General features: G+C 49.5%; 12 protein-coding genes and 1 pseudogene. 8 read left to right on the top strand and 5 right to left on the bottom strand.

Features of this window, described 5'->3' with window-relative positions; all coding sequences use genetic code 11:
• The first annotated feature begins 74 nt into the window (after positions 1 to 74).
• Entirely contained in the window at positions 75 to 1,526 is a 1,452-nt protein-coding gene (locus tag ABIE10_RS02855; RefSeq protein ID WP_016156489.1) for a tagaturonate reductase, read from the top strand.
• A gap of 208 nt (positions 1,527 to 1,734) precedes the next feature.
• Positions 1,735 to 2,649: a bestrophin family protein gene (locus ABIE10_RS02850; protein WP_429154666.1), complete on the top strand. Its 915-nt coding sequence runs from the start codon at positions 1,735 to 1,737 to the stop codon at positions 2,647 to 2,649.
• On the opposite strand, the gene ABIE10_RS02845 is transcribed toward ABIE10_RS02850, so the two are convergent.
• Positions 2,646 to 3,023: a GFA family protein gene (locus ABIE10_RS02845; RefSeq protein WP_047500428.1), complete on the bottom strand. Its 378-nt coding sequence runs from the start codon at positions 3,021 to 3,023 to the stop codon at positions 2,646 to 2,648. The two genes, ABIE10_RS02850 and ABIE10_RS02845, sit on opposite strands and share 4 nt — an antisense overlap.
• A 131-nt stretch (positions 3,024 to 3,154) precedes the next feature.
• Positions 3,155 to 3,913 (bottom strand): trans-aconitate 2-methyltransferase, encoded by a 759-nt coding sequence (gene tam / locus ABIE10_RS02840; RefSeq protein ID WP_429154664.1) that lies wholly within the window; start codon positions 3,911 to 3,913, stop codon positions 3,155 to 3,157.
• A 429-nt stretch (positions 3,914 to 4,342) separates the two neighbouring features.
• On the opposite strand from tam, the pseudogene ABIE10_RS02835 reads away from it, so the two are divergent.
• Positions 4,343 to 4,477 (top strand): annotated as a pseudogene (locus ABIE10_RS02835) (alpha/beta hydrolase); the annotation flags it as partial.
• A gap of 176 nt (positions 4,478 to 4,653) precedes the next feature.
• Here the strand turns inward: ABIE10_RS02835 and ABIE10_RS02830 are convergent.
• Positions 4,654 to 5,370 carry a YebC/PmpR family DNA-binding transcriptional regulator gene (locus ABIE10_RS02830; RefSeq protein ID WP_016153084.1) on the bottom strand — a complete coding sequence of 239 codons (717 nt, stop codon included), beginning with the start codon at positions 5,368 to 5,370 and terminating at the stop codon, positions 4,654 to 4,656.
• Positions 5,371 to 5,824: 454 nt separating this feature from the next.
• Here ABIE10_RS02830 and ABIE10_RS02825 point away from each other — a divergent pair, with 454 nt between their 5' ends.
• Together ABIE10_RS02825 and ABIE10_RS02820 are read left to right on the top strand one after the other, a co-directional pair.
• Positions 5,825 to 6,112 (top strand): VF530 family DNA-binding protein, encoded by a 288-nt coding sequence (locus ABIE10_RS02825; protein WP_016153085.1) that lies wholly within the window; start codon positions 5,825 to 5,827, stop codon positions 6,110 to 6,112.
• A 12-nt stretch (positions 6,113 to 6,124) separates the two neighbouring features.
• Complete coding sequence (locus ABIE10_RS02820; RefSeq protein WP_429154662.1) at positions 6,125 to 7,492, top strand: glycoside hydrolase family 10 protein; 1,368 nt, start codon at positions 6,125 to 6,127, stop codon at positions 7,490 to 7,492.
• A gap of 65 nt (positions 7,493 to 7,557) precedes the next feature.
• Here ABIE10_RS02820 and ABIE10_RS02815 read toward each other — a convergent pair whose 3' ends face one another.
• On the bottom strand, positions 7,558 to 9,501 hold the full coding sequence (locus ABIE10_RS02815; protein ID WP_279272922.1) for a methyl-accepting chemotaxis protein: 1,944 nt from the start codon (positions 9,499 to 9,501) through the stop codon (positions 7,558 to 7,560).
• A gap of 155 nt (positions 9,502 to 9,656) precedes the next feature.
• The gene (hdeB, locus tag ABIE10_RS02810) at positions 9,657 to 9,986 is read right to left on the bottom strand and encodes an acid-activated periplasmic chaperone HdeB (protein ID WP_003019999.1); all 330 of its coding nucleotides are present in this window, start codon (positions 9,984 to 9,986) and stop codon (positions 9,657 to 9,659) included.
• 400 nt (positions 9,987 to 10,386) lie between these two features.
• On the opposite strand from hdeB, the gene ABIE10_RS02805 reads away from it, so the two are divergent.
• The 3 genes from ABIE10_RS02805 to ABIE10_RS02795 are packed head-to-tail and all read left to right on the top strand — an operon-like array spanning position 10,387 to position 13,433.
• Complete coding sequence (locus tag ABIE10_RS02805) at positions 10,387 to 11,253, top strand: MurR/RpiR family transcriptional regulator (protein ID WP_016156533.1); 867 nt, start codon at positions 10,387 to 10,389, stop codon at positions 11,251 to 11,253.
• Between the two features lie 14 nt (positions 11,254 to 11,267).
• Entirely contained in the window at positions 11,268 to 11,855 is a 588-nt protein-coding gene (gene ddpX, locus ABIE10_RS02800) for a D-alanyl-D-alanine dipeptidase (RefSeq protein ID WP_016156534.1), read from the top strand.
• A gap of 15 nt (positions 11,856 to 11,870) precedes the next feature.
• Positions 11,871 to 13,433, top strand: a complete 1,563-nt coding sequence (locus tag ABIE10_RS02795; RefSeq protein WP_181635597.1) for an ABC transporter substrate-binding protein — start codon at positions 11,871 to 11,873, stop codon at positions 13,431 to 13,433.
• The last annotated feature ends 6 nt before the right edge of the window (positions 13,434 to 13,439 follow it).

Here is a 13,439-nt window from a genome sequence, read left to right as displayed (position 1 = left end):
CAATGTATTAAAGTTTGCTAACCTATTGGACCAATTCAATCAGGTTGTATGACTAATTAAAAAGGGAACCCATTGTGCAAACACTAAATCGTCGCGATTTCCCCGGTGCTCAGTATCCTGAACGCATTATTCAGTTTGGTGAAGGAAACTTCCTGCGCGCCTTTGTTGACTGGCAAGTCGATTTGCTGAACGAACATACCGATCTGAACGCTGGTGTAGTCATTGTTCGTCCCATCGAAAGTACCTTCCCGCCATCGCTGAGTACGCAGGATGGTCTTTATACCACCATCATTCGTGGTTTGAATGAGAAGGGCGAGGCCGTAAGCGATGCCCGTTTGATCCGTTCGGTTAACCGTGAAATCAGCGTCTATAGCGAATACGATGAGTTCCTGAAGCTGGCGCATAATCCAGATATGCGTTTTGTGTTCTCCAACACGACTGAAGCGGGCATCAGCTACCACGCGGGCGATAAGTTTGAGGATGCACCGGCGGTGAGTTATCCGGCTAAACTGACCCGACTGTTGTTCGAACGCTTCAGCCATTTTAATGGCGCGTCGGATAAAGGCTGGATTATCATTCCTTGCGAACTGATTGATTACAATGGTGATGCGCTGCGTGAACTGGTCCTGCGCTACGCTCAGGAGTGGGCGCTGCCAGAGGCATTTATTCAGTGGCTGGATCAGGCCAACGCATTTTGCTCCACGCTGGTGGACCGCATTGTTACCGGTTATCCGCGTGACGAAGTGGAGAAACTGGAAGCTGAGTTGGGCTATCACGATGCCTTCCTCGACACTGCAGAACACTTCTATCTGTTCGTTATTCAGGGACCGAAGTCATTAGCTGCAGAACTGCGTCTGGATAAGTATCCGCTCAATGTCCTGATTGTTGATGACATCAAACCGTACAAAGAACGGAAAGTGGCGATTCTCAACGGCGCACACACCGCACTGGTTCCCGTTGCCTGGCAGGCAGGGCTGGACACCGTGGGTGAGGCGATGAATGACGCAGAGATTTGCGCCTTCGTTGAAAAAGCGATTTATGAAGAGATCATTCCGGTACTGGATTTACCCCGCGATGAGCTGGCGTCTTTCGCCAGTGCGGTGACCGGTCGATTCTGCAATCCGTACATCAAGCATCAGTTGCTGTCGATTGCCCTGAACGGCATGACTAAATTCCGTACCCGTATTTTGCCGCAGCTGCTGGCAGGGCAACAGGCCAGCGGTAAACTGCCGGCGCGCCTGACGTTTGCGCTTGCCGCGCTGATTGCTTTCTATCGTGGAGAGCGTAACGGTGAGGCTTATCCGGTCCAGGATGATGCGCACTGGGTGGCACGTTTTCAACAGCTGTGGTCCCAGCATCATGACCGCCAGATAAGCACCGAAGAGTTAGTCAAATCGGTACTGGGCGTTAAAGAACACTGGGAACAGGATCTGACTCAGGTTTCCGGACTCGTGGAGCAGGTTTCAGCCGATCTGGATACCATTCTGGCCAAAGGCATGCGTGAAGCCGTTAAGCCATTGTGCTAAGAAGACAACCCGGCTCAGGCCGGGTTTTTTATAGAACATTCTTTAGTTACAACATACTATTATTTATTAATAACTACACCGTTCTGTAACTCCGGTGCGCGGTGGTTCTGGCAGAGCAAAAGTTGTTTAGTTAATGTTGCGATTAACTTGCAACATTGATCATGATCGCGTCTAATGTGATGGATTTCACATTTTCCCGAAGAAAACCATGATCGTTCGCCCCCAACAACACTGGCTACGCCTGATATTCGTCTGGCATGGGTCGGTATTATCCAAAATCTTTTCACGACTGCTGCTGAACTTCCTGCTCTCCATCGCCGTTATTATCATGCTTCCGTGGTATACGATGCTGGGAATCAAATTCACCCTGGCGCCATTCAGCATTCTCGGCGTGGCGATTGCTATCTTTTTAGGTTTTCGCAATAACGCCTGTTATTCACGTTACGTTGAGGCCCGACACCTGTGGGGGCAGTTGATGATTGCTTCCCGATCGCTACTGCGTGAGGTAAAAACCACCTTACCGGACGACGCCGAATTAGGGCAGTTTGTTCGTCTGCAAATCGCGTTTGCCCACTGTTTACGCATGACTTTACGTCGAAAGCCACAGGCAGAGCCGTTGGCGAAGTACCTCAGCGAGAAAGATCTGCAGACGGTATTTGCCTCACAATCTCCAGCAAACCGCATTTTGTTGTTGATGGGAGAGTGGTTGGCCGTGCGCAGGCGTAATGGTCAACTGTCAGACGTATTATTTCATAGTTTAAACAATAGGTTAAACGATATGTCTGCGGTACTGGCTGGTTGTGAGCGGATTGCGAATACGCCGGTCCCGTTTGCTTATACGTTGATCCTTCATCGCACGGTATACCTGTTTTGTATCATGCTGCCATTCGCGTTAGTGGTGGATCTGCACTATATGACACCGTTTATCTCGGTGCTTATTTCCTATACTTTTATCTCGCTCGACACGCTTGCAGAAGAGCTTGAAGATCCGTTTGGCACAGAGAACAATGACCTGCCGCTGGATGCGATTTGCAATGCGATCGAAATCGATTTGCTGCAGATGAACGATGAAACAAATGTGCCAGCAAAACACATGCCTGATAAGCATTACCAACTAACTTAGTTACGTTCGTTTTGCCACCAGGCTGGCTGCATATCGGAAAACGAATGAAACTCTGGCGCCAGGTCTTCATCGTTAGGGTCATCAAAAGCCCCGGCTAAAAGTGCAATTACCGGGGCGTCATCAATAGCGCCCACGGAACTGCCGCACTGAGGGCAAAAGGCTCGACAACTCGTTTCTGATGAGCGCCAGGTTGTCGGTTTTCCGGCTTTTCCCGTCCATTCCACATTTTTCGCATCAAACTCAATCCAGACGACGGTCGGTGCGCCCGTATGTTTCCGGCATATATCGCAGGAACAGGTATGGGAATTATTAGGACTGCTGGCCGTGAAGCGGATCGAACCACAAAGACACCCACCAATGTAGACTTTAGACATAACAACTCCCGTCGGAAACACGTGGCAAGACACTAGCAGATGCCTCGCATTGTCACTAGATCCTTATGTTAAAAAGGCGAGGGCGCTCATAGGCGATCCTCTATTCCTGTGATCTATCTGATGATAAATGCTTAATTATTGCGTTGCGCAACAATAAACAATCGGGGAAATGCCAGTAAAATTTTGCCATTTTCCTGCAGTGGATATTGCTCCTGAAGTAGTTCGTGGTAGCGCGCCAGATACTGACGTTGCTGGCTTTCTCTCAAATCCTGTAACCAGGGGCGCAGGCCTGTAGAACTTACCCAGTCGATAATTGCTTGATGAGAATCCATAATGTGATAATACGTGGTGCGCCAGATATCCACCTCACAGCCAGTTTCGGTCAAAATATCATAGTAGGCATGTACGCCAGGAAGTGGCGCACGACCCCGGTCCGGGAAACCCTGTTCATAAGCCACTTCGCGCATCAGAACATGCGTGGGTTCCAGCCAGTTATCCGGCATTTGCACGGCCAGAACGCCGTTGCGACCCAGCAGCGATACCAGGTTCGGCAATAGTTCATAGTGATCGGGTACCCATTGTAAAGACGCATTTGCGTAAAGCAGATCCACAGGATACTCGGGCTGGAACTGACTGATATCCGCTTCAATAAAATGGCATTGCGGTAATGCGTTGCGCGCTTCATTCAGCATGGCGGGTGAGGAATCAACCCCGGTTATTACAGCCGAAGGCCAGCGCTGATGCAGTAATGCCGTGCTGTTTCCCGGACCACAGCCAAGATCAACAACTGAACGAATACTCTCTAACGCCACTCTGTTGAGTAATTCCGCTGCGGGTCTTGAACGTTCAGTTTCATATTGCAGATAAAGCGAAGGGTTCCAGTCAGCCATGAATGAATCTCCAGTATGAGAGAAAAAGGCAGAAAGGACCGCATAAGTCCTTGCCGGTGAGCCATTTCATTTAGAAGATTATATGATAATGAAGGATAAGGGCAGAAATATGCCAGGAAGACAGATTGGCATGTCTGTGGTTTGCCTGCGTGAACTACAGTTATCAATTTTGATGTTCAGTGAGTGATGTGGCGCAGGTCGAAAATAGTGTTTGGCCATCATTATCGAGCAGCACAAGGATTACCATAAAGCATCAGATTCTACCTTACTTAACATCAGTGCGCATAATGTATATTATGTTAAATGCAATTTGGTATTTGATGGATGCTTAGTTCATACCCCTTAGCTGACGCCGTTCCATCAAATCCTTACCCTTCCCTTATCTGCTACGGTAACAAGTTTTCGTCAGATGACCCCGAATGCAGATCCCTCGTTAGCCATTCTCAGTTTGGCGGTTCCGGTTGGTACACAGTGATGAAAAACGATAAGGTCAGAGCTGTTGTCGCCTTCGAGTCAGGAAGCCAGGAAGCGGTTTTTTTCATTCCTGGAAAAGCTCCACCTGCTAATCCTGACTGAAAACTGCTGGACATGACTGTCTGCCTTGAGCAAAAGCAGACAGTCACTTTGATTTTCTACCGTAAATTTTTTCTTTTTTTATAATCAATGTATCGGGCTAGATATTTTTGTAACAACTTTATAAGTTAAAGATCTGCCGCAATAACAGATTCCTTTATTTATAATTAGAGGTTTGCAACGTTGTGATAGACTTTTTGAACATCATCGTCATCTTCAAGGGCATCAACGAGTCCTGCAAAGATTTCTAAATCTTCTGGTGAAAGTTCAACTTCTGATTGAGCAATCATTTCTAATTCTGTTGTTGAGAATTCAGTAATCCCAGCGGCTTTCAGGGCTGCAATTCCTTTATGAAGGTCTGTAGATTCAGTATAAATAACGATGTTTCCCTCTTCTTCGGTTACATCGCGAACATCTACATCAGCATTAAGCAAAATTTCAAAAATATGGTCAGGATCTGTTCCTGCAAATACAATCACCCCGGTATTGTCAAACATATAGCTGACAGCACCTGCCGCTCCGATATTCCCGCCTTTTTTATTGAAAATTGAGCGGACATTAGCAATCGTACGGTTAACATTTGACGTCAACGTTTCAGCGATAATCAGTGAACCACTTGGACCAAAGCCTTCGTAACGCCCTTGCACGAACGTTTCATCGCTGCCGCCTTTGGCTTTATCAATTGCTTTATCAATAACGTGTTTAGGAACCTGTGCTTGTTTCGCACGTTCAATAACGAATTTTAAAGCTGAGTTTGATTCTGGGTCTGGTTCACCTTGTTTGGCAGCAGCATAGATTTCTACACCGAATTTTGCATATATATTAGACGTTGCACCGTCTTTAGCAGTTTTTTTAGCAACAATATTTGCCCATTTACGTCCCACTGGAATAGTCTCCTCAGAAATTCATTTACATTACATGCAGATTAATAGCCTGCAAATTTTTCCGCAATATTATATCATGATATGTAAACTCTCGTCCATGAAAAACAAAATATCCATGTTTTACTAAATGTTACTTTAATTTTATCAATAGTTAACATTATGGATATGTTATTTTCGTTTTTTTTAGATCTTTCGTTTTTTAATTTTAATAGTTGAATGGTAGCAATAATACATAAATAAAGAGAAGCTGAAGTAACAATCCAGGTATAAATACCCACTTAAGATTAATGAACGCATCTAATCCAGATCTTTTCTTCAGCAATGTCTGGCTGATGTTTACTTCTTAATCATGAAAGCCTGAGGAACAGATGCCATTGCTGGTCGCCCCGCTTTCTTGTAACCTTCTTCCCGTTGCACTACTGACAAAATCTGGAACCACTGAACTGGACTTCATATGAATGCTCATATTTCTAAAGACCCTTTACATGGCGTAACGCTTGAAATGCAGGTCAATGCACTGGTTGATCGTTATGGTTGGGCTGAGCTGGCGCAACGCATTAATATCAACTGCTTTAAAAATGAGCCGAGCGTTAAATCCAGTCTGAAGTTTCTGCGCCGCACGCCCTGGGCGCGGGCAGAAGTTGAAGCGCTGTACCTGGATTCACTGCATGATCTGGCCTCAAATAACACCACCGAACCGGCGTTCGATCCCTGGGCTAACAGCCGCAACAAGAAGAATTAAGAGCAAAATCTGATGTCAGCATCCGGTTTTATTTCAGCAAATTATCAGAAAAAACTGGCGAATATTCTCGCCCGTTCCCGAGCCAGGCTGCCGCGAACCAACATGAAATGGTTCGCGCTGCTCGTAGGCAGTATGTTGCTACTTGGCAGTTGTTCTTCACAGCCGCCCGGTTCAAAAATCACCCCACTGCCCCCGGTGGGCAAACCACAGCAGAGCAAGGAGCCGGTGCGCGGTATCTGGCTGGCAACGGTTTCGCGTCTTGACTGGCCGCCGATTTCATCCGTCAACATCAGCTCGCCTGCCGTTCGTATCAGCCAGCAGCAAAAGGCGCTGACGGACAAGCTGGATAACCTGAAACGTCTTGGTATTAACACCGTTTTTTTTCAGGTGAAGCCCGATGCCACTGCGTTGTGGCATTCTACAATCTTGCCGTGGTCAGATACCCTGACCGGTAAGATTGGTCAGGATCCGGGTTACGATCCGTTACGGTTTATGCTCGATGAAGCGCATAAACGCGGAATGAAAGTCCATGCCTGGTTTAACCCCTACCGCGTGTCCGTTAACACTAAACCTGCGACGGTTACCGAATTAAACAACACGCTGTCACAGACGCCTTCCAGCGTTTTTGTCCTGCATCGGGACTGGATCCGTACCTCGGGCGAGCGTTTTGTGTTAGATCCCGGTATTCCCGAAGTGAGTGACTGGATAACCAGTATCGTGGCGGAAGTGGTTGAGAATTACCCGGTTGACGGCGTGCAATTCGATGATTACTTCTATACCGAGTCTCCCGGCTCTGCGCTCAACGACAGCCAGACCTTCAGAAGATACGGCCAGGGATTTGTCTCCAAAGCTGACTGGCGGCGCGATAACACGCAACGCCTGATCGCTCAGGTTTCACGAACCATCAAGAAACTCAAACCTGAAGTTGAATTTGGCGTCAGCCCTGCGGGCGTGTGGCGCAACCGTTCGCACGATCCGGCGGGCTCCGACACGCGCGGCGCGGCAGCCTATGATGAATCGTATGCGGACACCCGCCGCTGGGTGCAACAAGGCTTGCTGGACTACATCGCCCCGCAGCTGTACTGGCCTTTTGCCCGCGACGCGGCGCGTTACGATGTGTTGGCGAAATGGTGGGCAGATGTCGTCAAATCAACCAACACCCGCCTGTATATTGGCGTGGCGTTGTACAAAGTCGGTGAGCCGTCGCGAAAAGAACCTGACTGGACGGTTAAAGGCGGCGTGCCGGAGCTGAAAAAACAGCTCGATCTGAACGAGTCTGAACCGCACATTAACGGCACAATTTTGTTTCGCGAAGATTACCTTAATCAGCCGCAAACGCAGGAAGCCGTGACCTATATTCGCAGTCGTTGGGGGCGTTAATGGTCGTCCGTATTGGATTTATAACGTAAGAGCGTCCGGTTATACGGACGCTCTTAACCGATCCATCAGGCAACTGAAGGCTCAGGCAATCTGAATGATGAGACCAGCATCGCCAGCTGTTCCGCCTCCTCTTTCAGCGCCTGCGTTCGCGCGGCAGCATCATCTATTAACGAGGCGTTTTGCTGAACGGTGCTGTCCATTTCGGTAACGGCCAGCGTAACTTCGGAAACGCCCTTGCGTTGTTCTTCACCCGCAACGCGTATTTCCCCCATTAACTGACGTACCTGACGTACATTACTGACCAGCTCTCCCAGACGTTCGCCCGCATTGTGAATTTGCTGACTTCCGCTACCTACATGAGAAACGGATTCGTCAATCAATGCTTTTATTTCCTGCGCGGCGGTGGCGCTGCGCTGGGCCAGCGTACGCACTTCGGAGGCCACAACGGCAAACCCTCTCCCGGCATCACCTGCTCTGGCGGCTTCAACCGCGGCATTCAGGGCGAGAATATTGGTCTGGAACGCAATGCTGTCGATAACCGCGACAATTTCCACCATTCTGCCGGATGAGGCACTGACATTATCCATTGTAGAGATAACACCCTGCATAACATCGCCGCAGCGGTTGGCCGTTTGCGCGGTGCTATCAGAGAGCTCATCCGCCAGTTGTGTATTACTGGCATTTTGATGAACGGTCGCATTTAACTGTTCCATCGCCGCCGAACTCTCTTCCAGCGCAGCGGCCTGTTGCGTCACGCGAGATGAAAGTTCCATATTACTGTCTGCCAGGCTGACAGCGTTATTCGCCACCACTACGCTACTGCTTCTGACAGTGATCAGGATGGCTGAGATTTTATCGACGAACAGGTTAAACGCTTCGGCGATAGCAGAAATCTCATCTTTGCCACGCACATCCAGGCGACGGGTAAGATCGCCTTCTCCCTGCGCAATGTCATCGAGAGCCTGACGGGTATCATCGAGACGTGAAATCAGTCGGCGAACCACCAGCCAGGATCCCACCAGCAACAGGGTCATGATCGGGATCAACACTTCCAGCACGTCCTGCATCATCACTTTGGCAAGGCCGACGATACGCGATTCAGGCGTCGCAAGACCAACAACCCAACCGGTATCCGCCATCGGGAACAGCATCACCCGTGAAGCCGAATTCAGGACGTTATCATTTGCAAGCGTAATCGTTTTCACCCCGTCCGCTGGGCGCAGAGATTTCAGACCGTTTTCCACCGGGATAAGCCATTGCGCGCTTTGCGCCAGATCGTTAATGGTTTTATATTTCGCCAGATCGGCCTGCGGGAAATAGAGGATTTGTCCCTGCTTGTCCACCACAAACGCGTAACCACCGGTGCTGTTTCCCTGCTGCTGCATGAAAGTGGCTACGTTATCCAGGCGAATATCGGTGGTGGCGACACCGGCAAACTTGCCCGCCAGTTGATAAGGTACGCTGCACGTCACCATGTTGACGCCTGAACTGGCGTCCTGGTAGACATCAGACCATAAGCAACTGTTTTGTGAATGCCCTTTAGCATGCTGATACCAGTTTTCATTGTGGTATCCGCTTGACCCCTCGACGTTATAGTCGTTGGAATACACCAGTTTACCTTCAGCATTACGCGCCCAGAAAAAGCTTCTTTTCTCCACACCTGTGGTGAAAGCGTCTGGTTCTGGCCAGATACCGCCGCCGGTAATAATTGAATCTTTATCTTCACCAATCAGATGCGGAACGACGCTTTGATAAAGAGATTCATCATTTGGCAGCACCTCAGCCAGTCGTGACAAGCTAACGGTCTCACCTTCAATTCGGGACAATACGGTACTCAACTGACGGGTTAAACCTTGCCCTGTTTCTTCGATCAGGGCGGTGTTGATTTCAACGACGCGCGGTTGGCCACGCCAGAGCATAATCACCACAATAACAAGGGTCGTGACTGCAAGCAGCAGAATGCCGCCGATGGTTAAACGCGTTGAAATACGAGTAGGATACCAGGCCATACAAACTCCTTCTGCAAAAGGCTAACTTTTATCCAGTATCGGCACAGGCGTTTATATCTTTATAAAGTTTTCTTAAGTATCACAAAATAAATAGGTGACATTGTCACAAATAGCAAAACCCAGCACTTTGGCTGGGTTTTAATAATGACTTAATCTTATTTGGATAATTCTTTTTTGATTTCGTCTTTTATTTTGCTTAATTCGCTCTGCGGATGTTTTTTACAAAGTTCAACGGTCAGAGGAACTGCAGTAGTCACGGTTTCGTTATAGTCTACGTAATCGCCACCCTTGAAATCTTCGTCTTCATTGAGCACCCAGAAAGCCACCGGGGCCATAGTTTGCGGGTTCAAATCAATAAACTCCTGGCAATTCATGCCTTTTGGAGTCACTTCAGTTTTAGCGTTATCAGTTGCTGCATTGACGCTGACACTGGTTAACAGCGCTGCGACCAGAATACCTGCTGTAGAAAGGGAGAATTTATTCATTGTAGTACTCCATTTATAATATAAATAATATCTACACTTGCGCTTCAAACCGTTAATGTAGTTCGCAAAAAATAATACCCCTAACGTCATAAGAATAAAGATTGCCACCATTGATATGGCTGAAATTTATATTTCACATTACTGATTCTGATGTCTGGGCGTAAAACGTGACCACAATGTGATCGTTCCGACGAAATCAGCAGATTCATACCCCTCTTCCCCTGTCGCTGCACCAAAACTGAACTACGCTGCACAAATGTTGATCATTAGTTAACGGATATGGGCTGATTTTTAACAAAAATGGTCGGCGTGCCGCTGTTACCAACATGGCACGCGTCCTGCATTGTTAATTTGCTAACAGTGAGCCGTACTCTGACAAACAATTAACAGCGAGAAGGTAATGACAGCGAAACCGGAGTTATTTACCCGTATAGAGCAGACCTTTAGCCAACTGACGCCCAGCGAAAAGCGCGTGGCCGGGTGGCTGTTAGCCCATGCTGTGCAGATCCCTTTTGAAACCGCGGATGGTATTGCTAAAGCGACTGGTACCAGCGGCATTACCGTTGGACGCTATCTGCGCAAACTGGGTTTTCGCAATCTGGAAGATGCAAAAGCCAGCCTGCGGGAGCTACCCGTCGTCGCCTATCAACCCTGGGGGATGAACGAGCGGCTGGACTCCTGGCACCAACAACAAAGCCTGCCAGATCGCGCGCAGCAGTCGCTGTTACTGGAAATCGACGCCATTACCTATGTCTATCAACTCGCGCAAGGCGAAACGTTTTTACGCATAGCGCAGCGGCTGGCGCATGCGGAAGCCGTGTATATCCTTGGGATCCAGTCCACCCGCGGGATCGCTAACGCCTTTTTCAGTCACCTGGAATACCTGCGGCCTAAAGTCAGCTACTCCGAAGGGCTTTCCGGCAGTTGGGTCGAGTCGCTGAATTCAGGATTCACCCAGCCTTACGTGGTGATCACCGATATGCGCGCCTATTCCGCTATCTCGCGACAATATTGCCGCGTTGCCACAGAACGCTGCATTCCGCTGGCGTTAATCACCGATGTGTGGTGCCCGTGGGCCAGAGACTATTCCATTGACTTACTTCAGGTGAAAACTGACACCGGACATTTCTGGGACTCACTGGCTCCGGTGAGCTGTCTGTTCAACTTATTACTCTCTGCGGTGGTGGCACAACTGGGTGACTCCCTCGCAGAACGCCTGCAAACCAATCGCCAGTTACAACAACAATTTGGTCAATTCGAACAATAAACAGGAAACGTGCTATGTCAGAAACCCCAGAACTGGTCGATCTGTCGGTGATATTCCCGTCGCTGCATATCGATCTTAAATACGCTACGGCAGACAACATTACCGGCGCCCCTATCTACCGGGAAGCTCGTTGCCTGTTGCACACCGAGGCGGTCACTGCGCTGGCGAAAAGCATCAGTATTGCGCAACTGGCGGGCCTGAAACTTGTGGTATACGACGCGTATCGCCCGCAGCAGGCGCAGGCGGTGCTGTGGAATGCGTGTCCGGATCCTCAGTATGTTGTCGATGTGGCGATAGGATCCAATCACAGCCGCGGGACGGCCATTGACGTTACGCTAATGGACGATCGTGGCAATCTTCTCGATATGGGCGCGGGCTTTGATGAGATGCACGACCGTTCCCATGCCTGGCACCCTTCTGTTCCTCCGGCTGCGCAGCGCAACCGCCTGCTGCTCAATGCCATTATGTTTGGCGGCGGTTTTGTCGGTATCACCAGCGAGTGGTGGCATTTTGAATTACCTGATGCCGCCCGCTATCCGCTGCTTGACGATCAGATAGATTGTTACACTGTCACACCCATAACAACACAACATTCCCTTTAATTCTGGAGCCTGGTTATGAAGACTACACTTGCGTTAAACGCGTTTTTTCGCCCCGCTCTGATAGCCGTTGCGCTGGCGTTTGCCCTGCCCGCTGCGCAGGCCGCCGTTCCCAAAGATATGCTGGTGATCGGCAAAGCTGCCGACCCGCAGACGCTCGATCCCGCCGTGACCATCGATAACAACGACTGGACGGTCACCTATCCCTCTTATCAGCGGCTGGTTCAGTACAAAACGGATGGCGGTAAAGGCTCCACGGAAGTTGAAGGCGATTTGGCCAGCGGCTGGAAGGCCTCTGACGACCAGAAAGAGTGGACGTTTATCCTGAAAAACGATGCCAAATTCGCCGACGGAACGCCGGTGACGGCTGATGCGGTAAAGCAATCTTTTGAACGCCTGCTCAAAATCGGCCAGGGGCCTGCAGAAGCGTTCCCGAAAGATCTGAAGGTCGAGGCTATCGATAACAATACGGTGAAGTTTACCCTCAGCCAGCCATTTGCGCCGTTCCTGTATACGCTGGCCAATGACGGAGCTTCAATTATTAACCCGGCCGTCTTAAAAGATCATGCCGCAGACGATGCCCGCGGATTCCTGGCGCAGAACACGGCAGGCTCCGGTCCCTTCATGCTCAAAAGCTGGCAAAAGGGACAGCAGTTGGTGCTGGTTCCTAACCCATATTATGCCGGTGCAAAACCGGCGTTTAAGCGGGTTTCGGTAAAAATCATCGGTGAAAGCGCCTCTCGCCGTCTGCAATTGTCGCGGGGTGATATCGACATTGCCGATGCGCTTCCGGTTGACCAGCTTGCCGCCTTAAAACAGGAAGGCAAAGTTAACGTGGCGGATTATCCCTCGTTGCGCGTGACCTATCTGTATCTGAATAACAGTAAAGCGCCGCTCAATCAGGTGGATTTACGCCGCGCCATCTCGTGGGCCACCGATTATAAAGGCATGGTAAACGGGATCCTGAGCGGCAACGGTAAGCAAATGCGGGGTCCGATCCCTGAAGGCATGTGGGGTTTTGACGACAAGGCCATGCAGTACAGTTTCGATGAAGCCAAAGCGAAAGCGGCGTGGGACAACGTTGCCACCAAACCTGACAGTCTGAGCTTCCTGTACTCGGATAATGACCCCAACTGGGAACCTATCGCGCTCGCGACCCAGGCAAGCCTTGGCAAACTGGGCATTAAGGTCAAGCTGGAAAAACTGGCGAACGCCACCATGCGTGACCGCGTGGGCAAAGGAGATTACGACATTGCCATTGGCAACTGGAGCCCAGATTTCGCCGATCCGTACATGTTTATGAACTACTGGTTTGAGTCAGATAAGAAAGGCTTGCCGGGTAACCGTTCGTTCTATGAAAACGGTGAGGTCGATAAGCTGCTGCGTAGCGCGCTGGCCACGACCGATCAGGTTGCCAGAACCAATGACTACCAGCAGGCGCAAACTATCGTGATTGATGAAGCCGCCTACGTCTATTTATTCCAGAAAAACTATCAGTTGGCGATGAACAAAGACGTCAAAGGATTTGTATTCAACCCCATGCTGGAACAGGTCTTCAATATCTCCACCATGAGTAAATAAGCCACG

Origin of the sequence: Citrobacter sp. 506, assembly GCF_050434985.1 — a bacterium.
Taxonomy (GTDB): Bacteria; Pseudomonadota; Gammaproteobacteria; order Enterobacterales; family Enterobacteriaceae; genus Citrobacter; species Citrobacter braakii.
The sequence above is the reverse complement of the archived record's forward strand: the minus strand, read 5'-3'. Positions and strand labels throughout refer to the sequence as shown.